Annotated in this window: 20 protein-coding genes and 1 tRNA gene; 15 read left to right on the top strand and 6 right to left on the bottom strand. The window is 47.6% G+C overall.

Annotated elements, in window-relative coordinates:
* The first annotated feature begins 169 nt into the window (after nt 1-169).
* The gene (locus H6F52_RS04935; RefSeq protein ID WP_190532411.1) at nt 170-2,275 is read left to right on the top strand and encodes a S8 family serine peptidase; all 2,106 of its coding nucleotides are present in this window, start codon (nt 170-172) and stop codon (nt 2,273-2,275) included.
* Nucleotides 2,276-2,437: 162 nt separating this feature from the next.
* On the opposite strand, the gene H6F52_RS04930 is transcribed toward H6F52_RS04935, so the two are convergent.
* From H6F52_RS04930 to grxC, 3 genes are all read right to left on the bottom strand, one after another.
* Nucleotides 2,438-3,220, bottom strand: coding sequence for a 1-acyl-sn-glycerol-3-phosphate acyltransferase (locus H6F52_RS04930; protein ID WP_190525763.1), 783 nt, complete (start codon nt 3,218-3,220; stop codon nt 2,438-2,440).
* Between the two features lie 151 nt (nt 3,221-3,371).
* Entirely contained in the window at nt 3,372-3,881 is a 510-nt protein-coding gene (gene tadA, locus H6F52_RS04925; RefSeq protein ID WP_190532408.1) for a tRNA adenosine(34) deaminase TadA, read from the bottom strand.
* A gap of 53 nt (nt 3,882-3,934) precedes the next feature.
* Nucleotides 3,935-4,255: a glutaredoxin 3 gene (grxC, locus tag H6F52_RS04920; protein ID WP_190415551.1), complete on the bottom strand. Its 321-nt coding sequence runs from the start codon at nt 4,253-4,255 to the stop codon at nt 3,935-3,937.
* A gap of 1,014 nt (nt 4,256-5,269) precedes the next feature.
* On the opposite strand from grxC, the gene H6F52_RS04915 reads away from it, so the two are divergent.
* Nucleotides 5,270-8,074 (top strand): diguanylate cyclase, encoded by a 2,805-nt coding sequence (locus H6F52_RS04915; protein ID WP_190532405.1) that lies wholly within the window; start codon nt 5,270-5,272, stop codon nt 8,072-8,074.
* A 70-nt stretch (nt 8,075-8,144) separates the two neighbouring features.
* On the opposite strand, the gene H6F52_RS04910 is transcribed toward H6F52_RS04915, so the two are convergent.
* On the bottom strand, nt 8,145-10,838 hold the full coding sequence (locus H6F52_RS04910) for an EAL domain-containing protein (RefSeq protein WP_347276187.1): 2,694 nt from the start codon (nt 10,836-10,838) through the stop codon (nt 8,145-8,147).
* Between the two features lie 285 nt (nt 10,839-11,123).
* Between H6F52_RS04910 and H6F52_RS04905 the strand changes: the two genes are divergently transcribed.
* The 5 genes from H6F52_RS04905 (at nt 11,124) to H6F52_RS04885 (ending at nt 16,157) form a co-directional block, all read left to right on the top strand.
* Nucleotides 11,124-12,446 carry an FAD-binding oxidoreductase gene (locus H6F52_RS04905; protein WP_190532399.1) on the top strand — a complete coding sequence of 441 codons (1,323 nt, stop codon included), beginning with the start codon at nt 11,124-11,126 and terminating at the stop codon, nt 12,444-12,446.
* Nucleotides 12,447-12,505: 59 nt separating this feature from the next.
* The gene (locus tag H6F52_RS04900; RefSeq protein ID WP_190532395.1) at nt 12,506-13,867 is read left to right on the top strand and encodes a (Fe-S)-binding protein; all 1,362 of its coding nucleotides are present in this window, start codon (nt 12,506-12,508) and stop codon (nt 13,865-13,867) included.
* Between the two features lie 31 nt (nt 13,868-13,898).
* Nucleotides 13,899-14,468, top strand: a complete 570-nt coding sequence (locus tag H6F52_RS04895) for a Uma2 family endonuclease (protein WP_190415535.1) — start codon at nt 13,899-13,901, stop codon at nt 14,466-14,468.
* A 364-nt stretch (nt 14,469-14,832) separates the two neighbouring features.
* Nucleotides 14,833-15,237 carry a photosystem II reaction center protein Psb28 gene (gene psb28 / locus H6F52_RS04890; protein ID WP_190415533.1) on the top strand — a complete coding sequence of 135 codons (405 nt, stop codon included), beginning with the start codon at nt 14,833-14,835 and terminating at the stop codon, nt 15,235-15,237.
* The gene (locus tag H6F52_RS04885) at nt 15,234-16,157 is read left to right on the top strand and encodes a TIGR01777 family oxidoreductase (protein ID WP_190532392.1); all 924 of its coding nucleotides are present in this window, start codon (nt 15,234-15,236) and stop codon (nt 16,155-16,157) included. Before psb28 ends, H6F52_RS04885 begins: the two co-directional genes overlap by 4 nt.
* Nucleotides 16,158-16,255: 98 nt before the next feature.
* Here H6F52_RS04885 and murA read toward each other — a convergent pair whose 3' ends face one another.
* The gene (gene murA / locus H6F52_RS04880) at nt 16,256-17,665 is read right to left on the bottom strand and encodes a UDP-N-acetylglucosamine 1-carboxyvinyltransferase (protein ID WP_190532389.1); all 1,410 of its coding nucleotides are present in this window, start codon (nt 17,663-17,665) and stop codon (nt 16,256-16,258) included.
* Nucleotides 17,666-17,868: 203 nt separating this feature from the next.
* Here murA and H6F52_RS04875 point away from each other — a divergent pair.
* Nucleotides 17,869-17,952: transfer RNA gene (locus H6F52_RS04875), tRNA-Leu, on the top strand.
* Between the two features lie 218 nt (nt 17,953-18,170).
* Nucleotides 18,171-18,956, top strand: a complete 786-nt coding sequence (locus H6F52_RS04870; RefSeq protein WP_190532386.1) for an RNA methyltransferase — start codon at nt 18,171-18,173, stop codon at nt 18,954-18,956.
* Nucleotides 18,957-19,030: 74 nt separating this feature from the next.
* On the opposite strand, the gene H6F52_RS04865 is transcribed toward H6F52_RS04870, so the two are convergent.
* Nucleotides 19,031-19,264, bottom strand: coding sequence for a hypothetical protein (locus tag H6F52_RS04865; RefSeq protein WP_190415527.1), 234 nt, complete (start codon nt 19,262-19,264; stop codon nt 19,031-19,033).
* 262 nt (nt 19,265-19,526) lie between these two features.
* Between H6F52_RS04865 and lpdA the strand changes: the two genes are divergently transcribed.
* The 6 genes from lpdA (at nt 19,527) to H6F52_RS04835 (ending at nt 26,112) form a co-directional block, all read left to right on the top strand.
* Nucleotides 19,527-20,957 carry a dihydrolipoyl dehydrogenase gene (gene lpdA / locus H6F52_RS04860; protein ID WP_190532384.1) on the top strand — a complete coding sequence of 477 codons (1,431 nt, stop codon included), beginning with the start codon at nt 19,527-19,529 and terminating at the stop codon, nt 20,955-20,957.
* A 122-nt stretch (nt 20,958-21,079) separates the two neighbouring features.
* Nucleotides 21,080-21,961, top strand: a complete 882-nt coding sequence (gene trpC, locus H6F52_RS04855; RefSeq protein WP_190532536.1) for an indole-3-glycerol phosphate synthase TrpC — start codon at nt 21,080-21,082, stop codon at nt 21,959-21,961.
* 128 nt (nt 21,962-22,089) lie between these two features.
* Entirely contained in the window at nt 22,090-22,371 is a 282-nt protein-coding gene (locus tag H6F52_RS04850) for a DUF5340 domain-containing protein (protein ID WP_190425738.1), read from the top strand.
* Between the two features lie 265 nt (nt 22,372-22,636).
* A complete protein-coding gene (locus H6F52_RS04845) occupies nt 22,637-23,941 on the top strand; it encodes a hypothetical protein (RefSeq protein WP_190532382.1) in 1,305 nt (434 codons plus the stop codon).
* A gap of 209 nt (nt 23,942-24,150) precedes the next feature.
* Nucleotides 24,151-25,305 (top strand): alanine--glyoxylate aminotransferase family protein, encoded by a 1,155-nt coding sequence (locus H6F52_RS04840; RefSeq protein WP_190532379.1) that lies wholly within the window; start codon nt 24,151-24,153, stop codon nt 25,303-25,305.
* 270 nt (nt 25,306-25,575) lie between these two features.
* Complete coding sequence (locus tag H6F52_RS04835) at nt 25,576-26,112, top strand: hypothetical protein (protein ID WP_190440924.1); 537 nt, start codon at nt 25,576-25,578, stop codon at nt 26,110-26,112.
* Nucleotides 26,113-26,160: the final 48 nt, after the last annotated feature.

The following is a 26,160-nucleotide window of genomic DNA, read 5'->3' as shown; positions in this document are numbered from 1 at the left end:
TACTAAAGTAATTTGCAATAATTGTCAAGAAATCTAAAAATTCCATTAGGATTAAAAATACAATATTGATAAAACAGAAAAGAAGAATCAAGAGAAACTATGATGTTACAAAAAGAATAGAATTGCTATAGAGAATAAAAATAAAAACTTAAAACTTAGCTGTTTACCAATGAGCAATGACCAATCTGCGGGTAGTGTGCCAGAAGAAAGCGTCGGTCGTATTTTACAGCGGGGGGGTGAAGAACTGGCGTTGGAGAAAGTGAGCGATCGCTTCACGGTTCGCCCCACTACCCCCGACGCTGCATCTGAGGAGTTGGCGCAAACGATTCCCGCCCAAGCACACCAGGAAATCCCCGGTAGAAGCGGGATGACTCCTCCCCTACAAGAATTCATTGTTGACCCATCCCAGCGAGACGAAGCCATGCAGGCGGCAAGAGAATCTGAGGATGTCGCCTTTGCCAGTCATGTCTATAAACTTAAAGAGAATCCGCAAACGTTAGTTTACCTAACGGATCAGGTGACTATTCAGTTTGCCCCATCGGTGGATGAAGAAACCCAAAGAGCGATCGCATCCTTATTTGGCTTACAATTGCTGCGACCCGTTAGCGGTATTCCCAACACCTTCGTCTTCGAGGTCAGTCCGCAAGCACGGGAAAATCCCATTAAAATTGCCAACCGCTTAATGGGGCGACAAGAGGTACTTACCGCCGAACCCAATATCGTTGTTCGACAAGAAAAGCACTACCGACCCAAAGATTCCCTCTATCCCAAGCAATGGTATCTCAACAACCTTGGCGGATCTCAGATAGCAGTCGGTTCTCATATTTCGGTTGAGAAAGCCTGGGATATAACCAAAGGCATCCGTTCCATCGTTGTCGCAGTGGCAGATGATGGCTTTGACCTCAACCACCCAGATTTTCAGGGAACCGGCAAAATTGTTGCTCCTAAAGACTTCAAAGAACAAGACTTCTTGCCGCTACCTGGAGATGACAATGAAAACCACGGAACCGCCTGTGCTGGGGTTGCAGTCGCAGAAGAAACCGGCACCGGCATTGTAGGAGTCGCCCCAGGCTGTGCCCTGATGCCCCTCCGCACCACCGGCTATCTAGATGACGAAACCATCGAACAACTCTTTGACTGGGCTACCAACAACGGTGCTGCGGTTATTTCCTGTAGCTGGGGGCCAGCAGCCGTCTACTTTCCCCTGTCTCTGCGGCAACGCGCCGCCCTAACTCGTGCCGCGACCCAAGGACGAGACGGTAAAGGATGTGTCATCGTCTTTGCTGCCGGGAATGCAAATCGTCCCATCAGTGGCACGATTAACGAGCAGGGATGGCCTAATAACCTGTTAAAAGGCCCTACCCAGTGGCTAGGCGGTTTCACCGTTCATCCAGATGCGATCGCAGTTTCTGCTTGTACCAGCCTCAACAAAAAATCTGCCTACAGTAACTGGGGAACCAACGTCTCTGTCTGTGCCCCCAGCAACAATGCCCCGCCGGGAATGTGGTTTGAACAAACCGGCTATGTCAGTACCGCCCCCGAAGTCAGAGCATTGCTGCCTGGATTGGGCATCTTTACCACTGACCGACTCGGAGCCGCTGGCTACGACAGCAGCAACTTCACCAGTGACTTTGGCGGCACCTCTAGTGCTTGTCCCGTGGTCGCAGGCGTTGCTGCCCTCATTCTGTCAGCTAATCCCGATTTAACTGCAACAGAAGTTAGGCAAATTCTGCAACAAACCGCTGACAAAGTCGTTGACCCCGACCCCGACCCCCAATTGACTTTTCGATTGGGCAGTTACGATGCAAACGGTTTCTCTCAGTGGTTCGGCTATGGCAAAGTCAATGCTTTTAAAGCTGTTCAAGCTGCTCAACAGCAGCGCGTCCAACCTTCGCAAGCCTCGCAAGCCTTGCACGGACGCAACGACAACCTCGTCCCCATTCCCGACTACAACTCCCAAGGCGTTACCAGCCCAATTAACGTAACTTACGCCAGTCCCTTACGAGATATCCAAGTCAGCGTCAACATTCAACACCAGTTTTTAGGCGACATCGAGGTTAGCGTGAGGAGTCCGAACGGAATTACGGTGCTGTTGCAAGGTCGCACTCTGGGTTCTACAACTCAATTGCAAGCCACCTACACGCTGCAAAATACACCCGCACTCCAGCAACTTCTCAACAAACCCGTAGCAGGCATCTGGCAGTTGTGGGTCGTGGATTATGCCCAGATGGATACAGGAACTTTGAACAGCTGGGAATTAACCTTGGGCATCTGAGTAGGGGCACAGCAGTGCCCCTACTCAGTCTTTTATCGGCAATCAGAGTATGTTGCTGGATATATAGAAATAGCGGTAATGGTCGTGAGTAATGAGCCGTCTCCCATTATTGATTCCCTAAAAGCTCTTGTTTGCGAATGAATGAGAATTTCTATAGAAAGGTTAAAACGATGACTGAGCGCCCGATACTTCATTTAAAGGGGGAGCAGTAGAGAGCGTATCCGCCTCTTCTACTTCGCATCCATCTATCTGTTTAAGCGCCGCTTCTAAATCGGCGGTTAGTTTTTTCGCACTTTGTTTTGGCGTATTGCTGCAATAATTCGCGACTGAGATCGGCTCACCAATGTTAACTTTTATACCGCATCCCCAATGCGGCACCGGGCTGCCGTAACGGACGCTAATCGGCACAATTTTGACATCCAATTCTGGTTGGCTGGATTCCACTTGCAAGGCAATGCGCGCCAAACCCGTCTTGAGGGGGTGAACTTGCGTATCCTGGTAGATGCCGCCTTCCGGGAAGATGACCAGCACTTCTCCCTGGCGGAGAACTTCGACGCCATGACGAAAAGTGCCAACTCCCGGATTTCGGGTATCTACTGGGAACCCTCCCATGCGGCTGATAAACCAGCCTTGCCACCCTTTCATTTCATCCGCTGACACCATAAACCGCAGGTCACGACCCGTCACAGGTTGTCCAGCCGCATGAGGCACGACAAACGCATCCCAGCGAGAGCGATGAGTAGGAGCTAGGATCACCGGCCCGGTAGCGGGGATATTTTCTTGTCCGGTGACTTCGGCTTTACCAAAGTAAAAGGGAATGACAAGATATTTCGTCACCTTATAGCCTAAGGAAGCTAGCCAAGGTAAAACACGGGAAGTAATAGGAACTACCTTGACAGGTTTTGGTGTCTCTATCGTTTGTTCAGAGGGGTCGGGCTGAGTCATCACGAATAAAACTTCTCACAGCATCCATAATTCCAGCTTATGTATGATTACGGCATCTGTCTTGTAGTAGAAGGACAGTTCTCATGCTGTCATTAGCAGAGTAAAAGTAAACATAAATAAGAGCAATTTTTTTGTTTTGCCTTTTGCCTTTTTACTTTTGACTTTTTAAGCGCCGTTGGGCAAACCAAGATTGCAGATGTTGGCGGCAGGCAGACTCTAAGATACCACTTATGACCGGCAAGCGGTGGTTAGAGCAAGCGCTATCTGGAATATTGGCAACGGTACGAATCGCGCCAGTTTTTGGATCGTCCACACCGTAAACGAGAAGTCGCAGACGTGCTAGCGCGATCGCACCAGCGCACATGGGGCAAGGTTCTAGGGTGACGTAGAGCGTGCATTCGTTAAGGTGCCAGTTCTGCATTGCTTGCCCAGCAGCTCTGAGAGCTAAAATTTCGGCGTGGGCAGTCGGGTCTTTGTCACGTTCTTTGCGATTTTCACCCTCTGCAATCAAGTTACCATCTGCACTCACAATTACTGCTCCCACTGGCACTTCCCCAGCATCACCCGCCTTCTCGGCAAGTTCCAGCGCTCGAATCATCCATTGTCGGTGAACTAGGTAAGCAGAGTCCTCAATTTCCGGTGGCGGAATTTCAATAGCCATGCGCTTGTGCCCGTACCGACTATACAAACGAAATTCACCTGTGTTGGCTGATTCTAGCCTTGAACGGCGGGTTGAGCCAGTAGGGGGTCTAATTGTCCGCCTGTATTCAGTTGATAGAGGTCATCGCTCCCACCAATGTGCTGCTCATTGATAAAAATCTGCGGCACGCTTCGACGCCCGTTGGCACGTTCAGCCATCTTTGCTCTGGCTGCCTCATCACCATCAATTTTATACTCAGTAAAGTTGACGCCCTTCCACCAGAGCAACATCTTGGCTCTGATGCAAAAGGGGCAAGTTTGCCAAGTATAGATTTCAACGTTGGCTTTGTTACGTTCTGGATGACGCCCTAGGATTGGATTAAGAAAGTCAAACATTTTAGGATTTTTAAATTTTCTAGATTTGGATATGTGTTTAGCTGTTGGCATTCAGCAATGCGCCTTCGTTTAATTTACCAAGCCCAGGGCTGAGTACCTCTGTTTAAACTAGATCGTTTTTTCAAACAAGACAACAACCACAATATATTAATAAGTTTAGTAAACTAAAAAAATAATTTTATTAATTATAACTTTTTATAGTTTACTTCGTGAAAGGTTGTATGCGTTTAGCCTTACGAGTATTTTGTTCCAATAAATACAAAGTTTTTTGAAAATTATGCTAAGGCGAAAAAAATAAGGTTAAAAGGGAGATTTGATAAAATTTTTGATTGTTGAGGATAAAAGCCAGCGAATACTTTTCGACCTGTTTCAAGAAAGAAATATCTAAACTTAATTAAAGCAGTCCTCAAGGATTCGAGAAAGGCAAGATTCCTGAGTTCGAGCGAGAAGCTAGGGATTTGAACCGCTAGCATCTCACAACTCAAATAGGATTGTTCTAGATCGGTTGATTTTTTGTGCTGGCTGCTGGAATTAATTCTCTAAGAGACATCAGCCAAAGGGGTTCGTAGGTACGAACATAGCTAGCTTTTCAGTGATAGAGCGAAGATTTTTGACTAACTAGCGTTGGCAATGCGACGGATCGGGTTAACCTTTGAGGAAATACCATTCTGTTTTAAGGCACCCTTGGCAGCAGATTTCAGATTTTTTTTATAAGTTAATTGCTGTCTTGTCCGGGTTTGGCAGGAAAGTTGATAAAGAATGTTAATGCCTTCAGCCCTTTATTTGGTGAGAATTTTTAGCTAGCTGGTTTTTTTATTACAAAATACAATTGTTTCATTGCTTAAAAAGCTATCTGTAAAGCCATAGTCGTTTACTCAGATGCGATTCAATCGCCACATCTATGCTTACTCCCTACCACATTACCCAGCAAACGGTTCCGCTTCGTTCAATTAAAATTTAAAATAATTAATAAGAATGGTTAATTCTATTAAAGAAACTAATAATGTGTTCTCTATGCTCCACCCTTACGCTTTACCGCTCCATCAAGCAATTGATCGCAACCCTCTGACGGTAACTCCTGACACGCTAGCCACAGAAGCGATCGCATTGATGAGTCGGGCGCGGGCTAGCTGTGTCATCGTGGTAAATGAGCAGATAACAGCGGAAAAACCAACACAACTAGCGAAACAAACCCCCATCGGGATTTTTACAGAACGGGATTTGGTTCGAGTCACGGCTCTAGGTAGAGACATTAAAGGTGTAGCGATCGCTGCACTAATGAACCAGCCGCTGATTACCCTGAACGAATCCCAAGTACAAGATATTCAAACCATCAGCCGACTATTTTACCACCATCAGATTCGCCATCTGTTGATTGTAGAGGATGAATCCGGTCAACTGGTCGGCATCATGACGCCAACCAGTCTGATGCCAGTCGTTAGCGATCGCCATAACCCAAAACCGGAAAACTTCTTCGGCGATTCAAACTTAGAATTGTCTAAGCGGGAAACTCGTGACCGATTGCTGGCATCAGACTGCACCGACATGATTTCCACTCATACTCCGGAAGGTGTTTACCTCTACGTTTCACCTGTATGCAGTATTTTACTGGGGTATAAGCCGGATGAACTTCTGGGACGCTCGGTGCTTGAATTTTGCCACCCGCAAGATTTAGTCCTGATAGAGGAATTTGCTCAGAATGACACGGTTGCTTTAAGAGAACATCCAACTCAACTAAATTTTCCAGACATCAACACAGTTAGCTACCGAATTCGTCATCGGCAAGGTTATTACATTTGGTTTAAAACTACGCTCCGAACTATCCGCCATCCGGATACGGGAGCAGTGCAAGAAATTATCGCTGTTTCGTGCGATATTAGCCAACGCCAGCAAGCAGAAGCTGAGTTAAGAGAAAGTCAAGAAAAATATAAAATTCTTTTTCAATGCTTCCCAATTGGCATTTCTATCACCGATAATAACGGCAATATTGTTGAAGCCAACCAAGCTTCAGAAAGAATTCTAAAGTTATCTATTGAAAACCATAAAAATAGAAGGTGCGACAGCAAAGAATGGCGAATCGTTCGACCGGATGGTAGCTCGATGCCACCGGAAGAATTTGCTAGCGTTCGGGCGTTAAAAGAAAATCAAGTGATTGAAAATCGAGAAATCGGGATTGTAAATGACCAGGATGAAATCACCTGGCTTAACGTCACTGCGATTCCCATTCCTCTCAAAGATTATGGCGTTGCGATCGCTTACATTGAGATTACAGAGCGTAAAACCGCAGAGGAAAAAGTTGAGAAATCGCTTTCTCTGCTGCGCGCCACGCTTGAATCAACTGCTGACGGCATTGTTGCAGTCAGCCTAGAAGGAGATATTGTCAGCTACAATCAGAAGTTTCTTCAGATGTGGGAGGTTCCCGAAGACCTAATCGGCTCGCCTCGCGCTAACGAACAAATCGTCTTTCTTAAAGACCAGTTAAAAGAGCCAGAAGCCTTTCTAAAGCAGGTTTGGGAACTTTCCAGGCAACCAGAAACTAAGGCATACGACATTCTGGAATTAAAAAACGGGAAAATCTTTGAGCGCTACTCCACACCGTACCGACTCGGCGAACAAATCATTGGCAGGGTTTGGAGTTTTCTTGACATTACAGAACGGACGCGAACTGAGGAGGCATTACGCTCTTCTATTGAGCGAGAGCGCTTGCTGGGAAGAATACAAGGGCGCATCCGCCAATCGTTGCATTTAAACGAAATCCTTAACACAGCGGTTGCAGAGGTGCGAAACTTTCTGCCAGCCGAACGAGTTGCTCTTTATCGGCTCGATGCTCGCGGTGCTTGCTTTGTCGTCGAATCTGTTGCACCCGGTTGTGAATCGATTCTGGATGTCTCGCTGTATGACCCCTGCTTTGAGGCGGAATATATCCAAAAATTTCAAACCACCGGGTATGTGTCAGCGGTGGATGATATTTACCAAGCGGATCTGCCTGCGAGTTACGTGAAGTTACTCGCAGGGGCAGGAATTCGGGCAAATTTGATGGTGCCAATCTTGATTCGGGAACAGGGAGGCAACCGAGAAGCGAATAATGAATCGAATAGCAACAATCCCGCCCCACTCCGTCCCTCTTTATCCAATCCAGCCGCCAAAATTCATTTGTGGGGGATACTCTGCGTCCATCAATGCTCTGGATCTCGTCACTGGGAGCCTTATGAAATTAAGTTGTTGCAACAATTGTCCGTCGGGTTAGCGATCGCAATTCAGCAGTCTTCCCTCTTTAAACAGCTGGAGGAAGCCAACCGGGAGTTGCAGTGTATCGCTTCTCTGGATGGCTTAACTCAGGTGGCAAATCGGCGCAGGTTTGACGAATATCTTGCCCAAGAGTGGCGGCGGCTGGGACGAGAACAAGCGCCAATATCGCTGATTTTCTGCGATATTGACTGTTTTAAAATTTACAACGATACCTACGGTCATCAAGCTGGAGATAGCTGTTTGCGACAGGTTGCTGGTGCGATTCGTTTGATGCTAAAGCGCTCAACCGATTTAGTTGCCCGTTATGGAGGCGAGGAGTTTGCCTTAATTTTGCCCAACACTCCCTCTGCGGGTGCCAATTACATCGCCGAGTCGATCCGTTCAATGGTCAAAAGCTTAGAGATTGTCCACGTCCACTCTCCAGTTAGCCCCTACGTCACGCTGAGTCTGGGTGTCGCCAGCATAGTTCCCAGTTTAACGTCTTCACCGGCAGCGCTGATTGCAGCAGCCGATGAAGCACTATATCAAGCGAAAAGAGAGGGACGAGATCGCGTCAAGGGATACTGCTAGACGCAGCTCTTCGCGTTAAAGTACACCAGAATCATTGAGAGCGTCGCCCCATCATACAAACTGAGAATCTCTAACTTTGATTTTTTAACCTTTTAGATTTAAGGATCTCTGTTGCCGCTTCCGCCGGAACCGGGGGACTAAACAGATAACCCTGCAAACCATCACACTGAACTGAGTACAAAAAATCCAATTGTTCTACTGTTTCAACACCCTCAGCAATCACTTTTAAATTGAGTCCGTGACCCAGTGCCATGACTGCCTTAATAATCGCAGCATCATGAGTATTCGTCATAAGATCGCGAATAAATGAGCGGTCAATTTTTAGCGTATTGAGCGGAAAGTGTTTTAGATAGCTCAGTGAAGAATAACCCGTCCCAAAATCATCCATTGAAATGTGAATTTCCAGTTCCTGCAACTTCTGCAACACAGAAATTGTCCATTCCACATCTTGCATTGCAATACTCTCAGTAATTTCGAGTTCCAGATAACGAGGTTCCAACTCAGTTTCAGCTAGAATTTGCTCAACAACTTTTACTAAAGTGGGTTGCTGAACTTGACGACCTGAAAGATTCACGGCAATCCGGATTGGTGGCACTCCAAGTGATTGCCAAAGACGATTTTGCCTGCAAGCTGTCCGCAAAACCCATTCTCCAATCGGACAGATCAAACCCGTTTCTTCTGCCAGAGGAATAAATTGGTAAGGGGGAATTAAGCCTAGTTCGGGAGATTGCCAGCGAATCAGCGCTTCCATGCCCACGATTTGACCTGTTTTTAAGTCTACCTGCGGCTGGTAGTGCAACAGAAATTCCTCACGTTCTAAGGCTTTGTAAAGTCGGTTTTCTAATTTCAGCCGTTCCAGTGCTTTTGCCCCTAGGGCTGGTGTATATAGCTGATAATTATTGCGCCCTTGTTGCTTGGCTCTGTACATCGCAGCATCGGCGTTTTTTAACAGCGTTTCTGCGTCTTCCCCATCATAAGGAGCTAAAGCAATCCCCAAACTCGCTTTGATGTGTAAAGAGGTATCGTGATAAGTCTCTACATCTTCAAAATGAAAAGGAACGTTCAGGGCACCCAGAATTCTTTTCGCAATCTTGGTAACATCTTCCAAACAAGTGATTGGGGAGAGCATAATGGTGAATTCATCCCCACCCCAACGAGCAACAATGTCGCTTTCTCGTAGGCAATCTGTGAGGCGTCGAGCCGCACATTGCAGCAGTAGATCGCCTACGGCATGACCAAGCGTGTCGTTAATCGTTTTGAAGCCATCCAGGTCGAGAAACACCACTGCCAGCATATCGCCGCAATTCAGATGAGTGCTTGCCAGCGCTAGAGAGAGCCGGTCATTGAATAACAGCCGGTTGGGCAAACCCGTTAAGAGGTCATGAGACGCCTGATGTCGGATTGTATCCTCTACACGCCTTTGCATTACTGCCATGTAGAGGTGGATTCCCACCGATTGAGCCAGCTTGAGTTCTTCTTGTGTCCACTCTTTAGCCTGTCCTTGGGTGATTTCTCGCCATGCTTCAAATGACTGGCGGGGGCGGACATTCCGTTCGTCGGGATTCTGACGACCTGCCCATAGGGTTTCTGTATTCATCTCATGCCGGAAGATGGTAAGACACCCCACGCATTGCTGATGATAACTGAGAGGCACAATCAGAATAGAGTGAATGGGCGTTGGCTCAAAAGCAGGGGCTGCATATTTTAGTTGTGGTTCTTGATATAAATCGGGGATGGTGTAGAGAAAATTTTGACTTTTAAAATTTGATATTTCCCTAGCTACTCCGTAGCTGTGATGCGAAGACTCAAGGGAATGATTTTGAGGATTAAATTCCGACTGCAAAAACCAAGAGTCAGAAGCGTGATTGATGAGATTCTGATGACTGAAATCTTGATTGTTATCTTTGGATTTGTTTTCAGAAGGACTGTCTGGGATACCGACGCTGTTCGGTTTCCCGGAGATAATTTGTTGCCAAAAAGGAGTTTCTTCAATCCAAGCTTGGAGTGGCTGCTCGCCAGTCGTATAAAGTTGAGCAGGCTGACCTGTTGTATCTGCTGTAATGTACAATCTGCCAGCAGCACCGTGTAAGGCGCTAACGGTTTCTTCTAAAACGGTCTGCCGAATTTCTGAAATTTTTAGCGGAGAGTGGAGTAGACTACTGATTTGGTTGATTGTTGATTCATGCTGAGCTTGTTCGCGTGCGGTTTGAAGAAGATTGGACTGCGCGATCGCAATCGACACCTGATCCACGAGCAGTTGAACAATTTGTAACTCTTGTTCGCTAAATTTGCGCCGGGATGCATGGTGACACACCAACAACCCCCACAAGCTGTTTTGATGTAGGATTGGCACGGCGAGAGAAGCACTCACCCCCATCGTCGTTAGATATTCGACGTGGCAAGGATCGACTGGGGAATAGCGGATGTCTCTAGTTACTAAATTTTTTCCGGTTGATAGGCAATCTAACTGTTCTTGAGTTTTCTGCCTAGAAATGACATCGACAATGACTCGCTGGCGGACTTTGACAAACAACTCACGAGCATTGGGCGGAATGTCCTCGGCTGGAAACCGCAGCCCCATCATAGAGGGTAAACAATCGCCATTTATAGATTCGGCAATTACTTCGCCACTGGCATCTGGGTGAAATCGGTAAATTTTGACCCGATCCATGTCTAAAAATGAGCGAATTTCCCGCGCTGTTGTCGCCAAAATCTCTTGTAGCTCTAAAGATTGGCGAATTCGGGTTGTAATTCGATTTAGCAAGCTTTCCCTATCGTAAGATCGGGTTGTCCCTGCCCTTCTTGCTTGCTGTAATGCCGGTATATTCTTTCGTCGAACCATTCAATTAAACCTGTCTAAAGAGAGAAATAGACCCCACAAATACCAGTATGAAGTGCTGCATCTATCTTGAGATATAAAGAAATAAATTTATAACTAAATAATTAAATGATGTTACGTCGAGAACTGAGTGTTACTTGCGTACCGTGCTTATGTTTTGCTAGTGTTCATGTCCACCTGAGTGCGATCGCACAGATGTTTTTTTAAGCAATGAATAGCGTAGCCCAAAAACTTGAAAGTCTCCTCCCCAGCTCTGGTATTGTGCCGTGGGAACAGATAGAAGCCACTCGAAAAGCACAAATCTCTCAAGCAATTGCACCAGGAACGACCCTTGATTGCATTGTTTCTCCCCGCACCGAGGAAGAACTCGCTCAGGTTATGGCTTATGCCTACCAGCATCGGTGGGGCATCTTACCCTGTGGCAGCGCTAGCAAACTAGGTTGGGGCGGATTAGTCGATGGGGTCAATTTGGTTGTCAGTACCGAACGTCTGAATCGCTTAATCGCTCATGCGGTTGGCGATTTAACCGTTACGGTCGAAGCAGGCATGAAATTTGCCGAACTGCAAAAGATTCTAGCGCAACAAGGTCAATTTTTCGCCCTCGATCCAGCCTATCCAAAAGACGCCACGGTTGGTGGTATTGTTGCGACTGCGGGGGGCGGTTCTTTGCGACAACGCTATGGTGGGGTGAGGGATATGCTACTGGGTCTTTCTTTCGTCCGCAGCGATGGTCAGATTGCCAAAGCTGGGGGTCGGGTGGTAAAAAATGTTGCCGGTTACGACATGATGAAGCTATTTACCGGCTCTTTTGGAACGTTAGGGATTATCAGTCAAGTGACGTTTCGGGTTTATCCCCTGCCTGAGGCATCTGCAACCGTAGTGCTGACTGGCACAGCCGAAAAAATTGCCGCAGCCACCAAAACTTTGCTCGCTTCAGCCTTAACTCCCACGGCTGTTGACCTGCTATCCACTCAAATTGTGGCTAGTTTAGGGTTAGGGGAGGGCATTGGTGCGATCGCTCGCTTTCAAAGTGTATCGCCGAGCGTGAAGGAACAGTGCGCTCGATGGTTGGAAGTGGGGCAACATCTCGGTTTACAGGGTGTCTTGTATTCAGATGCCGATGAGGCTGAGTTATGGCAGAAGTTACAAGAACAAATGTGGGCATCCCACACAGAGGCAGCGATCGCTTGCAAAATAGGAGTATTACCAACTGCCGCCGCGACCATTTTGACTCATCTGCAAATCCACGTCCCATCGGTGATGTGTCTGATCCATGCTGGAAGTGGGTTGGGACTACTGCGGTGCAATAGTGACGTTGTAGAAACAACAGCGATCGCGTTTTTACAACAGATGCGATCGCTCTGTGAATCTCACGGCGGGTTTCTGACAATTCTAGAAGCGCCGATTTTCTTGAAGCAGCAACTAGATGTCTGGGGTTATACCGGCAACGCCCTGGATTTAATGCAGAAAATCAAAACGCAATTTGATCCAGAAAATATTTTAAGTCCAAGTCGGTTTATTGGTGGAATGTGAACAAAGCGCTTTCATCGCAGAAAACACCGTCCAAAAAGTAGGGAAGATTACACTCATCCATGCAAACATCAGAAAATTCTTTAACAAATTTAGATGACTCAAACCCGATTAATATTAACGGATTTGATAACGATCATCCCCCCAATCCCAAGTTAATTGATAGCTGCGTTCACTGCGGTTTTTGTCTATCTACTTGTCCCAGCTATCGGGTGATTGGCAAAGAGATGGATTCTCCTAGAGGCAGAATTTATCTCATGGATGCTATCAATAAAGGTGAGATTTCTCTAAATACTGCAACAGTACAGCATTTTGACTCTTGTTTAGGATGTCTTGCCTGTGTCACAACCTGTCCTTCTAGCGTGCAGTATGACAAGCTAATTACTGCCATGCGTCCCCAAATTGAACGCAATTATTCGCGCAGTTTGCCAGACAAGTTGTATCGAAAACTAATTTTTTCCTTATTTCCGTATCCTAATCGGCTGCGAGTTTTGCTAGCGCCTCTGATGGTTTATCAGAAATTAGGCTTGCAAAAATTAGTTCGTTCGACTGGATTACTCCAACGCCTTTCTCCCCGCTTAGCAGCGATGGAATCAAATCTGCAAGAAATTACTCCCAGAACCTTTGTAGATACCCTACCAGAGGTGATTTCGGCTGAGGGTGAGAAACGCTATCGAGTGGGCGTTATTTTGGGCTGCGTGCAACGTCTATTCTTCTCAAAGGTCAATGAAGCAACGGTACGGGTATTAACTGCCAATGGCTGTGAAGTCGTGATTCCAAAGGCTCAGGGGTGTTGTGCTGCATTGCCGCATCACCAAGGACAGGAAGAACAAGCAAAAGCGATCGCGCGCCAAATGATTGATAGTTTTGAAGGTACAAACGTTGATGCCATCATCATCAATGCTGCTGGTTGCGGTCATACTCTAAAAGAATACGGACACCTGCTACAAGATGACCCCGATTATCAAGAGAAAGCTGTAAAATTTGCTACTAAAGTGAAAGACGCTCAAGAGTTTCTATACGAAGCCGGAATCACGGCAAAACTTTCCCCAATTTCCGATCAACCATTGACTTTGGTTTATCAAGATGCCTGTCATTTATTGCACGGGCAAAAAATTAGCGTCCAACCGCGTCAATTATTGCGCCAAATTCCAGGCGTTCAACTTCGAGAACCGATGGATGCAGCGTTATGTTGTGGCAGTGCTGGGGTTTACAATATGCTGCAACCTGAAGTTGCTGGAGAATTGGGTAAACAAAAAGTTGAAAATCTTCTGAATACGGGTGCTGAATTAATTGCTTCGGCAAATCCCGGTTGTACGATCCAAATTAGCAAGCATTTAGAACTGCAAGAGAAGACAATTCCCATCATGCATCCGGTAGAGTTGTTGGATTTGTCAATTCGGGGAGTGAAACTGCACGAGTAGGGTAATAGTAGCGGCATTTATGCGAGCGCTTATGGTACATACACCTCCTAAAACCCTGACTCTAGAGGAGTTTCTGAAGCTGCCAGAAACTAAGCCAGCCAGCGAATACATCAAGGGTCAAAGCATCCAAAAGCCAATGCCGCAAGGGAAGCACAGCAAGTTACAGGGAAAGCTAGTCACTGTTATTAATGAGGTGGTCGAGGCTAAGCGAATTGCCCTAGCTTTTCCGGAATTGCGGTGTACCTTCGGCGGACGGTCAATCGTGCCAGATGTGGCGGTGTTTGCTTGGGATAGAATCCCTCTTGATGAAAATGAGGATATTGCCAATGTATTTCAGGCTGCTCCAGATTGGACAATTGAAGTTCTCTCTCCAGAACAAAGTCAAACCAAAGTAACCGGAAATATCCTGCACTGCCTCAAACACGGTAGCAAATTAGGCTGGCTACTCGATCCAGACGAACGCTCCGTGCTAGTTTATCCTCCCGGACAGCAACCGGAATTGTTGCAGGAAGCATTCGACGTGCTACCTGTTCCAGACTTGTTAACAGAACTGCGGCTAACGGTAAGGGATGTGTTTGGATGGTTAAGACTGGGAGGATGAACAGGAAAGACGAAGATTGAGCAACGATAACGGTTTGCAGTTGAGTGCAATACAGACCCAACCTCCAGCCCCTTCCCTATAGAGTGAAGGAGAGCCATCTTCAAGGCTCCTTCGGGCTTCTAAGAGGAGTTTGGGGAGTCAACCCCTGTAATTAATAAATTTAAAGCTACTTGCTCAGAATCTGGTTAGGGAAAAGTTGAGTTAAAAATCTCCCTACCTTGGATGTCGGTTTTAGGACGCATTTACCGACAACTTGTCAAAAATATTTTAGGCGATCGCCTCTAAACTCTCTAGCTCACCGAGTCAGCGCTCGGAGGGCATTTGACTTTTGTATACTACTTTATGAGTTTCATTAATTTTGTGCATGACTTCTAATACACCCTTAATTCAATTTTTTGAAGGGATTCCTGAAGAAATCGGTAACGTCAGCTTACGGCGGAATCGCAGTTCTGGAGTCCGCACGGTATTGATGACATTTAACGAGCTGAAAGCCATAGAAAAATTCAACAGCTTTAAAAATAAGTTTTCTAATGGGCTGCGATTAACGGATGAAGAAGGTGAAATAAGCGTTGAGCCTTCTTCTGTAAAATTTGTTTTCAGCGGACCAGAAGGGGATGATTTTCAGCGGTTGGACTGCGAATTTGAAATTCAGCGAGAAGACCACTGGGAGAGATTTATGCGGTTTATGAATCGCTATGCTGAGGTCAATGGTATGGCTTACAGCGACACGAAAAAAACCCCCGATAGCGAGGCAACCAGAGAAGCATGAAAGTAGCCATTACAGGAGCAACTGGATTTGTCGGCTCTCGTCTGGTAGAACGACTACACGCTCAAGGAAATCAAATCTTGGTTTTCAGTCGTAACCCTGCGAAAGCGAAGCAAGTCTTTCCTGCCAACACCTATCCCAATCTCGAAATCATTGCATATACACCCACTGAATCAGGCTCCTGGCAACAGTCCATTGCTGGATGCGATGCTGTGGTGAATCTATCGGGAGAACCGATTGCGGAAAAACGCTGGACTCCAGAACAAAAGCAGACGATCCTAAATAGCCGAAAGCTAGGGACGCAAAAAATTGTAGAAGCAATTAATCAAGCGAATCGTAAGCCCGCTGTCTTAGTTAATTCTTCTGCAATCGGCTACTACGGCACCAGCGAAACGGCTGCCTTTGATGAAACTAGTTCAGCCGGTAATGATTTTCTCAGCACTGTCTGTAAAGAATGGGAAACAGAAGCGCAAAAAGTCAAAGACAGCGGCACGCGACTAGTAATTGTGCGAACTGGAATTGTCTTAGGAATGGGAGGGGCACTTGCCAAAATGCTTCCCCCCTTCAAAATGTTTGCTGGTGGCCCCATTGGTTCAGGGCGTCAGTGGTTCTCCTGGATTCACCGAGACGATTTAGTGAATCTAATTCTATTTGTACTCAGCCATCCGGAAATTGAAGGTGTCCTAAACGGTACAGCTCCGAATCCAGTCCGGATGAACGAATTGGCTCAAACTTTGGGAGAAGTTTTAAATCGACCCTCCTGGCTACCAGTTCCCAGCTTTGTTTTAGAAGGTCTCTTAGGAGATGGTGCCCAAGTCGTTTTGGAAGGGCAACAAGTTCTTCCAAAACGCACCTTGTCCCAAAGATTTGAATATCAGTATTCAACCCTAAAACCAGCGCTGACAGAAATTGTGAAGGAATAGACAATTCGGTAAAAGGTAATTGTTATGAGTGTTGAGTTATGAGTTTTGAATGAATACCTCATCACTCATCACTCTACCCATTACCGATTACCCTTCCTTCAACTTTCAACCTTTAAACCTTCAACCGGCAGGCTGTCACCTTCAACCTTCAAATTTTCAACTGGCAAACTGTCATCATCCTGCACCCGCTGTAGTTTAGCTCCCAGCTGCCGTAGTTTATCCTCCAGTTTTTCGTAACCCCGATCTAGATGCTGCAATCCTCGAATGATTGTTTTTCCTTCTGCCGCCAGCGATGCCAAAACCAACGCCGCCGAAGCACGCAAATCAGTAGCTAGTACAGGTGCCCCCGATAACATTGGCACACCCCGCACAATTGCATGATTGCCTTTCACGCGAATATCTGCACCCATGCGATTCAACTCTGCCACATGACGCAATCGGTTTTCAAAAACCGTTTCGCTAATCACGCTGTCCCCTTCACTGAGGGTCAGCAATGCCATAAATTGTGCCTGCATATCCGTGGGGAATCCAGGATATGGCAATGTTTCAATATCTGTTGCCGTGTGTGTTTGTCCTCCGATAATCCGCAGGCAGTCGGGCGCTTCTTCGAGTACCGTCGCTCCAATTTCCCGCAGCTTGGCAATCACAGCCGTGAGATGGTCTGGAATAATTGGGGACAGACTTAGTTCTGAATGGGTAATTGCTCCTGCAACGAGCAATGTCCCCGCCTCAATCCGGTCGGGAATGATGCTGTAATCTACAGAATGTAAGCTGGGAACACCAGAAATCACAATTGTGTTGGTACCTGCACCGCGAATCTTGGCTCCCATTGCAATGCAGAAATTAGCGAGATCCACGACTTCTGGTTCTTGGGCGGCGTTTTCTAGGATTGTTTCTCCCTCTGCTAGGGTTGCCGCCATCATCAGTGTCTCTGTCGCACCAACACTGGGATAGTCCAGATAAATTTTGGCTCCCTTTAATCTTCGATTGCTGCCAGTTACATGGGCATTGACCATCCCATGATCAATTTGGACATCTGCCCCCATGTCCCGCAAACCTCGGACGTGAAGATCGACAGGTCTGGCACCGATAGCACAACCGCCAGGTAGGGGCACTTTTGCTACACCCAGTCGCGCCAGCATCGGTCCAACGATGAAGAAACTAGCTCGTAGCTGAGAAACTAACTCGTAGGGAGCTTTTGATTGCCCAATGTGGCTAGCGTTGATGTCGAGAATGTCGCCATTCCATTCCAGCTTCAGGTCTAGGGACGACAGAATTTGACCCATGCGCTTGACATCGACAAGCGAGGGAACGTTACGGATTCGGCAATCTTCAGGACACAGCAAGGCTCCTGCCATGATCGCTAGTGCCGCGTTCTTTGCGCCGCTAATCTTGACGTGCCCTTGCAAGGAAGCTCTACCCCAAATGTGCAAAACGGACTTGTCTTCTTCGGGCAGAGAGTAAGTATCGGTCAGGCTGAGAGGGGAGTTAATAGGTCTGTCCTCCAAATTTCACGGAATAGGGTGGCTTTTTTTAAATTTGGTTTTGATTCTACAGGAAAGATTTTAAATGTCTAGATTAGCAATCCCGCTTCATTGTCAGTCGATGAAGCATTGTACCTTGTATCGGTTCACTTTTCCGGATAAAAGGTATTGACAAATTCTAGGGTTTGTTGCAAGATAGTAAATCGGTGGTATAAATCCAGACGTCAGCGGAACTGGCGGAATTGGCAGACGCGCTAGATTCAGGTTCTAGTGTTCGCAAGGACTTCCGGGTTCAAGTCCCGGGTTCCGCATTTTTAGGACTGAGGTATCAGGAGTGAGGACTGAGTAGAAAAAAGTGGCGATCGAGATAGGGTAATCAGACGCTAATGTAGTCAGACGCTAATAAAGAATTTCGTCACTTAGTAACACTCAAAACTCAATCCTTTGCCAGATTGGGAAAAGGTTCTTTCTTGCCTTTTGACACTTTCTCAGTCCTACAGTCCTCAGTCCTCAGTCCTAATTCTTGTTGATGTTGACGAGTCTCCAGAATCCTCTGGTCAAGCAAATTCGCAAGTTACATCGCTCCAAGGAACGGCGGGAGCAGCAAATATTTTTGTTGGAAGGGACGCATTTGCTAGAGGAAGCTTGTGCGGTTGATTATCCGTTAGAAACGGTCTGTTGTACGCCTCAATGGCAGGAGCGTCACCAGCAATTGTGGGAGCAAGCTTGTAATCGATGTCAAAGGGCTGAAGTGGTGAGCGAGGAAGTTCTGAAAGCGATCGCTACCACGATTCAACCCGATGGTGTCATCGCTACGGCACCCCGGATGAGCCGCCAGGTGTCCCCATTGCCAGTTACGGGTTTGGGGCTAATTTTGGAAACCGTGCAAGATCCGGGCAACCTCGGCACGATGATTCGTACTGCCGCCGCTGCGGGTGCGGATTGTTTGTGTGTCAGTGAAGATAGTGTGGATCTGGACAATCCAAAGGTGCTGCGAGCCTCTGCTGGACAATGGTTTCGGCTACCGATGCGGAGCAGTTCTGATTTGATCGCAGATATCTCTCAGTGTCGGGAACGAGGAATGCAAGTCGTGGCAACTGTGCCTAGTGCGACTTTAACCTACTGGGAGGTAGACTTACGTCGTCCCACGCTGATTTTGATGGGCAATGAAGGTGCTGGATTGTCTTCAGAGTTAGTTTCACTGGCACAGGTGCAAGTGACCATCCCCCTGAGTCCAGGAGTCGAGTCGCTAAACGTGGCTGTAGCAGCTGCTTTGATGTTGTACGAAGTAAAGCGTCAGAATGGCAGAAGTTAGGAAGTAGCCGCTAATCAGTAGTTATGGGTCAACAATGGTTAGTGTTTTTTTCGCTTTTCCCAACCAATTACTCGCTATCCGTTCCCCGATGATTTAGTCTTTTTCTGCATATATTCCTCAATGTCAGCAGCGGCTTGTTCCAGCTCATCTGCTTCAGTCAATTCTTTTTGATGATTACCGCTGTCCGACTCTGACTGGGATCGAGCCGTCTGATTGTCCGGCAATTCCAATAAATCCTGCAATTGCTCAAGCGATTCGCTAAACGCTTGATCGGCGGCGCGACGATGGTCTTGGTCACTCTGATTCATTACGCTGGTTCCACAAACACTGCTTTTGATAGCAGGGCACCCTAGTAATTGACAGCGCTCGCTCAATTCGAGCGAACGCTGGATTTCTTTTAGTTTCTAAGATATAACACGCGGCTGAAGGGATGACTCATTCGTAATTTTTTTAGAGAAAATTGTAAGGAGAATAACTTGCACTCTTTCACTCCACAACCGATTGGGGACTTGCGCTCACCGTTGGTCAAGCTGAAAATGAGGAGGGCATCGTCGTCTAGGGGAGAGTAACGTGACTCAAGGATTTGATTACGATTTAGTGATTATTGGAGCCGGTGTCGGCGGACATGGCGCTGCCCTACACGCCGTTTCCTGCGGTCTCAAAACCGCCATTGTGGAAGCAGCCGATATGGGCGGCACCTGCGTGAATCGGGGCTGCATTCCTTCTAAAGCTTTGTTGGCAGCATCCGGTCGAGTGCGAGAGTTACGCAATGCCCACCATCTGAAATCGCTGGGGATTCAAGTTGCAGGTGTTGAGTTTGACCGACAAGCGATCGCAGATCATGCGAACAACCTTGTCTCCAAGCTTCGCGGCGATTTGACAAACAGTTTGAAACGGCTGGACGTTGAAATTCTCCAAGGTCGGGGGAAAATTGCGGGACCCCAAAAAGTCACCATCAGCACGGGATCGGGTGAAAAAACCGTTACGGCAAAAGACATTATCATTGCCTCTGGGTCAATTCCTTGGGTTCCACCAGGAATTGAAATTGATGGGAAAACTGTTTTTACCAGTGACGACGGCGTGAGATTGGAGTCGCTACCTTCCTGGATCGCGATTATTGGCAGCGGTTACATTGGTCTAGAATTTTCAGATGTTTACACGGCATTAGGCGCTGAAGTCACGATGATTGAAGCGTTACCCCAGCTGATGCCAGGGTTTGACCGGGACATTGCCACAATTGCCGAAAGAGTGCTGATTAAGCCGCGCGACATTGAAACGAAAGTAGGCACGTTGGCGAAGAGTGTTAAACCTGGTTCTCCCGTGGTCATTGAGCTAGCTGACGCCCAAACTAAAGAAGTTGTGGACGTGCTGGAAGTAGACGCTTGCTTGGTCGCTACAGGTCGCATTCCGGATACTAAGGACTTGGGGCTGGATGCTATCGGCGTTGAGACAAATAGAGGCTTTATCCCCGTCGATGACCGGATGGCAGTCTTGTCAAGTGGCGAACCCGTGCCTCACCTGTGGGCAATTGGAGATGCTACGGGCAAGATGCAGCTGGCTCATGCGGCGTCGGCTCAAGGCGTCGTGGCGGTAGAGAATATCTGCGGGCGTCACCGTTTGATCGATTATCACAGCATCCCTGCCGCCGCCTTTACTCACCCAGAAATTAGCTTTGTCGGCAAGACGGAACTGGCGGCGAAAGAAATGGGGAAAGAGGAGGGATTCGAAGTTGCAGTGGCGAAGAGTTATTTCAAAGGAAACTCGAAAGCGATCGCAGAAGGGGAAGCCGACGGGATGGCAAAAGTCATCTACCGCAAAGATACAGGCGAAGTGCTGGGCGTCCACATCATCGGAATGCATGCAGCGGATTTGATTCACGAAGCCGCAAACGCGATCGCTCAACGCAATTCTGTCCAGACTCTGGCATATTTTGTCCACGCACATCCCACCCTCTCAGAAGTATTGGATGAAGCTTACAAACGGGCTGTAGGTTCTCATTAGGGAGAAGAGTCATTTGTGATTCGTCATTCGTCGATTGCTGGTGACAAATGACGAATCACCGTTGACAAATGACCTCTACTAAGCCCCCATTCCCCATGAATAATTGTGCCAAACTAGGAAATATGCAAATTCGCCGCCGTCCCCCAAATCCATCGATTGCCATCAGCACTTTACGCTATCAGGTTGCCGTACCTGATGCCAAACCCCGCCACATTCTGGAGGAAATTGTCTGGCAAAAAGAAACGGAAGTTGACCAGATGCGAGAACGCCTGCCCTTAGTGGAGTTGCGGCGTCAAGTGCAGTCTGCACCTGCACCTCGTGATTTTATCGGTGCTTTGCGGCAAGGGAAGACAAAACCTGCCTTGATTGCAGAAGTCAAAAAGGCTTCTCCCAGTAAAGGTGTGATTCGGGAAGATTTCGACCCAGTGGCGATCGCGACTGCTTACCAGCAAGGAGGAGCCAGCTGTTTATCAGTCTTGACCGATCGAAAATTTTTTCAAGGGAGTTTTGAAAATCTGACGGCTGTTCGCGCTGCCGTAGACTTGCCCGTTTTATGTAAGGATTTCCTAATCTATCCTTACCAAATTTATCTCGCCCGACGCCACGGAGCCGATGCCGTTCTCTTGATTGCAGCAATTCTGAGCGATCAAGACCTCCAATACTTTGTCAAAATTATCAATGCTTTGGGGATGACACCGCTGATTGAAGTGCATACTCTAGCAGAATTAGACCGAGTATTCTCCTTAGAAGGCGTTACGCTAGTTGGTATAAATAATCGCAATCTGGAAGATTTTTCCGTAGACTTACAAACAACCTGCCAGATTTTAGCGGCGCGAGGTAGCGAGTTGCGCGATCGGGCGATCGCTGTCGTTAGCGAATCGGGTCTGCACACGCCATCTGACCTTCGCTTGGTTGTGCAAGCGGGTGCTGATGCGGTGCTGATTGGTGAGTCCTTGGTGAAACAGTCCGACCCTGCTGTTGGCATCGCCAAGCTGTTTTCCTAGAATGAAAACCCTTTTGCAGGATAAAGGAGGGAGGAGGAAGGATGAAAGATTGAATAAAGAACTTTTTCATTCCCCCTTCCGCCTCATCCTTGCCCAATATCTTGACCCCTATAGGTAAATTAGGTTTCATGGAGCCAATTCCTCTTCCCTCTCGTATCCACTACGAATTACTCCTGCAAGTGTTGGAACGCCACACCTCGTTCGCCGTTAGCCAAAAACCGGCAGTGCGGGAGCAAGTTCACCAGCTGATTAGTACTCTTCGCAAAGCAATGGCTCAACAGAAGCAACTCGAACAAACTTGCGAACGAGCAAATTTACCAATCGATTACCGTTGGTCTCTGAATAACATTGCCTTCGATCAACCACCTTCGCCAGATATTGTCACCGGACACCGAGAACCCAAGGTATAAAAGGTATTAAGATTAGAAAGGGCGTGGGGCGAAGCCAGAGTTATTAAATACCTGAATTCTGTGCCTAGATGCTGGCACTGATGCTTCGTCCTCAATACAGAAAAATCGCCGGAAAGCCCTAAAATTAGGGTCAATGCTTTCTACTTACTTAAGTGATAAACAGTGATAAACGCTCCGAGAACTGCTAACTGCTAACTCATCACTCGGAAATGCGAGATGGCTGTTGGATGCTCCAAGACCGTTATTGACTTCTGGGAGGTTCGGAGTGACTGAACCAGATTCAGCCGATCGTTTTTGGTTAAATTCAAAGGAAGCTTCAGCAGACGCAGAGGCAACGGATGCTCTTGCTATTCCACAGCCTCACCCCAGCGAATTACCCTCGTTAGAAGACTCACAAAGACAATCTTGGGAACTGGAGCCTCCAGAACCGCTGGAATTGGCGCGATCGCCTTCGCAAGAACAGCAGCAGTTAGCTCGCATTCATCAGTTAGAGCAGGCGTTGGAGGAATCCCAGGCTTGTGTCAGTGAGTTGAGGCTCCAACTGAGCGAGCAACATCTTTTAGAAACTCAGCTGGCATCGACAGAGGAAGCCGCGAATCTTCAACAGCGGGCGCTCGATCAATTCAAGCAACAGCTGTTCGAGCAGCAGCAAGCGCTAGAGAATCATCAATCGCAAGCGGTTCTCAAAGAGGAAACGGTTCAAGAATTGTTAGCGACGATTGAAACTTTAGCTGAGGCACAGCAAGGGGAATTAAGACGTTTGCGGAGGCAGCTGGCTCAGAGCCGGCAGACTATCCAAAACAGTCAAACGCTGCTGGAACAAGAGCTAGCGAACCGGCAAACAGCCTTAGAAGCCCAGCAACAACGAGTGCAGGAGCTAGAATTTCAAATGCTGGAAGCTCAAACTGTAATAAGGCGTTTGGAGGTGCAGGCGCTAGAGCAGGAGCAGCAAATGCAGGCGCTTTACCGTCGATGTAGCGAGCGCGCTACAGTTATCAATCAGCTAGAAGATCAACTCCAAGAAGCCAACGAAACTTTGGAAGAACAGCAACAACTGTTGGCAAACCTTTCCGAGACTGAAGACTTGGTTGGTGAACAGGATGCAACCATTCAAGCTCTCCACGGACAGATTAAAGACCTAGAAAACCAGCTAGACAAGCAAGCTAAAATTCAGGCTCGATTACAACAAGCTTGCCACGACTTGGCAGAGTCGCGCGATCGCTATCAAGCCCAGACAACCGAATTAGAAACTCACACCGCGACCCTGCAAGAGCAAATTCTCATGCAAGCCCAGCAAGCAAATGAGTACGAAGCCGCCATCCAGTACTGGAAAGACCGTTGCAATGCTAGCCTTCGTAGCGCTCAAAAACTAAAGGATTTCTTGCAACGAGTGCTAGCAGATAGCCCTGAGGATCTGGAAGAACTGCTGATGGCAATAGAACCCCCAACTGTGGCTGAGATTCCTCAGCCAATCAACCGAACTCCTTTATCATCTCCTCACCCCAACAAACATTTACAGGTAGACCTTCCCGCTTTTTTAAGAAAAATCCCACCGGAGAAATTAGAGTAAAGATTTGGCTTTTTGTCAATGTTTTAGTAGTTATTAACTCCTTACTTGTCAGTACTAGCTCGTAAAGAGACTGTAAACCGATTACCCACTACTGACTATCGATTACTCAATTACTCCGAAAAGCTAAAAAGCTGATTGCTAATTGGTGAATGGATTGGAAAAGATATGCGATTCTGGAGTATGCGCTCTTCAAGTTTAAGGACAGATCGATGGACGATAAGTTAATGTTGATGATTCCCGGCCCAACACCAGTGCCGGAACAGGTATTACTCGCCTTAGCCAAGCATCCATTTGGGCACCGCAGCAGTGAATTTAGCAAACTGATGGCTGAGGTGACGCAAAACCTGAAATGGTTGCACCAAACCGAGAATGACGTGCTGATGTTAACTGCCAGTGGCACGGGGGCGATGGAAGCTGGCATCATTAACTTCCTGAGTCCAGGCGATCGCGTTTTGGTTGGCTGTAATGGCAAATTTGGCGATCGCTGGGCGGAACTTAGCCAAGCTTTCGGTCTGAATGTTAATACGGTAAAAGCTGAGTGGGGTCAAGCCCTCGACCCAGAACAATTCCGGGAAAAACTCGAAGCCGATACAGATAAACAAATCAAAGCGGTCATTGTCACCCATAGCGAGACATCCACTGGCGTTCTCAACGACCTGGAAACGATCAATCGTCATGTTAAAGCCCACGGTGAAGCTTTAATGATCGTTGACGCTGTTACCAGCTTGGGAGCGGTGAATCTGCCGATTGATGAATGGGGCATTGATGTGGTGGGGTCTGGCTCCCAAAAAGGTTACATGATTCCCCCAGGACTCGCGTTTGTCTCTGTCAGCCCGAAAGCTTGGGAAGCTTACAAAACGGCTAAGTTGCCCCGCTACTACTTGGATTTGGGCAAGTACCGCAAAGATGCCGCCAAAAACACCACTCCCTTTACCCCTCCGGTGAACTTATTTGTGGGGCTGCACGTTGCCCTGAAAATGATGAAAGCTGAGGGTTTGGAGTCGATTTTTGCCCGTCACCAGCGGCTGATGACTGCCACCCGCGACGCGATGAATGCGCTCTCGTTGCCGCTGTTTGCGCCTGAAGGGGCAGGCAGTCCGGCGATTACCGCTGTGGCACCGACTGGGGTGGATTCAGAACAAATCCGTAGCGTGATGAAAAAGCGGTTCGACATCGTCCTGGCTGGCGGACAAGACCATCTCAAAGGCAAAATCTTCCGGATTGGTCACTTGGGTTTTGTGAGCGATCGCGATATCCTCGCTGCCGTTGCCGCTCTGGAAGCGACACTGCGAGAAGTCGGATACGAAGGCTTTACTCCCGGTGCCGGTGTTGCCGCTGCCGCTAGGATATTTAGCACCCACTAGAACTGTCTCTTGGGGTTTGGATAGTTGCAGGCATTTTATATTGCAGTCTTATTTGAGTGGTGAGATGCCAGCGGTTTAGATCCCGGACTTCTTAGAAGTCCGGGATTTTGCCTTCAGTCCGATCTGATTTGTCAGTCAGCCCATTGCGATCGGGCTTTCTCTAACCCAAGCGCTCGCATTCTGATTATTATTGGAGTCGGTGCCAATTCAGGGGCTGGGGATTCGGTATCATTAGTAAAGATTGTTACCTTTTAACTTGGCGATCTCTCCATGCAAAAAACCAAGTTGATCAGTCAACTTCTTGTTGGCGGGCTGCTGTCCTTTGTCTTGGCGACTCTGGGCAATCAAGCTGTACAGGCACGGCGTACGGTCTCTCTCCCAGAGACTAAATGTGTGAGTACTGGCCCTGGTCGTTGGCGTCCTTATAAGTCAGATGTTGCTGTGGGTAGAGCCGTCTACACCAGCCGTCTCAGTCTGGCCCCAGGCAATGCTTTTGTGTCGATGACCTGTAGAATCATGCCGGAGGGTTATGACACTTACTTCCAAACTCTGAATTTGGAATATGGAATGCGGGATAACGACAGCGGTAGTCCTCCCACCACGGTCAATATTTATTTAGATGGACAGCGTAAGCATTCTCGCACGATTGCTCCTGGGCAGAAAGATTCCTTGTCATTTGATGTTACTAATGTCAATAATGTGGCGATAGAAACGATCTGTTCTAATAGGTCGCAATATTGCGGTCGCGTTTATTTCTTCCAAGCGGCGCTGGTGCCTTTCCCTCCACCTCCCGATGAGAGCAAGTAGAGAAATGTGCCCGCTTTGAGCGGAAAGCGATCGCTTAGCACTTATCTG

The sequence above is a fragment of the Coleofasciculus sp. FACHB-542 genome, from assembly GCF_014695825.1.
Lineage (GTDB): Bacteria > Cyanobacteriota > Cyanobacteriia > Cyanobacteriales > FACHB-T130 > FACHB-T130.
This window is presented reverse-complemented; position numbering and strand designations above follow the sequence as displayed.

Excerpts from the sequence above, each read along its gene's own strand:
- H6F52_RS04935 (WP_190532411.1), top strand. The coding sequence starts at position 170 with ATGAGCAATGACCAATCTGCGGGTAGTGTGCCAGAAGAAAGCGTCGGT.
- H6F52_RS04930 (WP_190525763.1), bottom strand. The coding sequence starts at position 3,220 with ATGACTCAGCCCGACCCCTCTGAACAAACGATAGAGACACCAAAACCT.
- tadA (WP_190532408.1), bottom strand. The coding sequence starts at position 3,881 with ATGGCTATTGAAATTCCGCCACCGGAAATTGAGGACTCTGCTTACCTA.
- grxC (WP_190415551.1), bottom strand. The coding sequence starts at position 4,255 with ATGTTTGACTTTCTTAATCCAATCCTAGGGCGTCATCCAGAACGTAAC.
- H6F52_RS04915 (WP_190532405.1), top strand. The coding sequence starts at position 5,270 with ATGCTCCACCCTTACGCTTTACCGCTCCATCAAGCAATTGATCGCAAC.
- H6F52_RS04905 (WP_190532399.1), top strand. The coding sequence starts at position 11,124 with ATGAATAGCGTAGCCCAAAAACTTGAAAGTCTCCTCCCCAGCTCTGGT.
- H6F52_RS04900 (WP_190532395.1), top strand. The coding sequence starts at position 12,506 with ATGCAAACATCAGAAAATTCTTTAACAAATTTAGATGACTCAAACCCG.
- H6F52_RS04895 (WP_190415535.1), top strand. The coding sequence starts at position 13,899 with ATGGTACATACACCTCCTAAAACCCTGACTCTAGAGGAGTTTCTGAAG.
- psb28 (WP_190415533.1), top strand. The coding sequence starts at position 14,833 with ATGACTTCTAATACACCCTTAATTCAATTTTTTGAAGGGATTCCTGAA.
- H6F52_RS04885 (WP_190532392.1), top strand. The coding sequence starts at position 15,234 with ATGAAAGTAGCCATTACAGGAGCAACTGGATTTGTCGGCTCTCGTCTG.
- H6F52_RS04870 (WP_190532386.1), top strand. The coding sequence starts at position 18,171 with ATGTTGACGAGTCTCCAGAATCCTCTGGTCAAGCAAATTCGCAAGTTA.
- H6F52_RS04865 (WP_190415527.1), bottom strand. The coding sequence starts at position 19,264 with ATGAATCAGAGTGACCAAGACCATCGTCGCGCCGCCGATCAAGCGTTT.
- trpC (WP_190532536.1), top strand. The coding sequence starts at position 21,080 with ATGCAAATTCGCCGCCGTCCCCCAAATCCATCGATTGCCATCAGCACT.
- H6F52_RS04850 (WP_190425738.1), top strand. The coding sequence starts at position 22,090 with ATGGAGCCAATTCCTCTTCCCTCTCGTATCCACTACGAATTACTCCTG.
- H6F52_RS04840 (WP_190532379.1), top strand. The coding sequence starts at position 24,151 with ATGGACGATAAGTTAATGTTGATGATTCCCGGCCCAACACCAGTGCCG.
- H6F52_RS04835 (WP_190440924.1), top strand. The coding sequence starts at position 25,576 with ATGCAAAAAACCAAGTTGATCAGTCAACTTCTTGTTGGCGGGCTGCTG.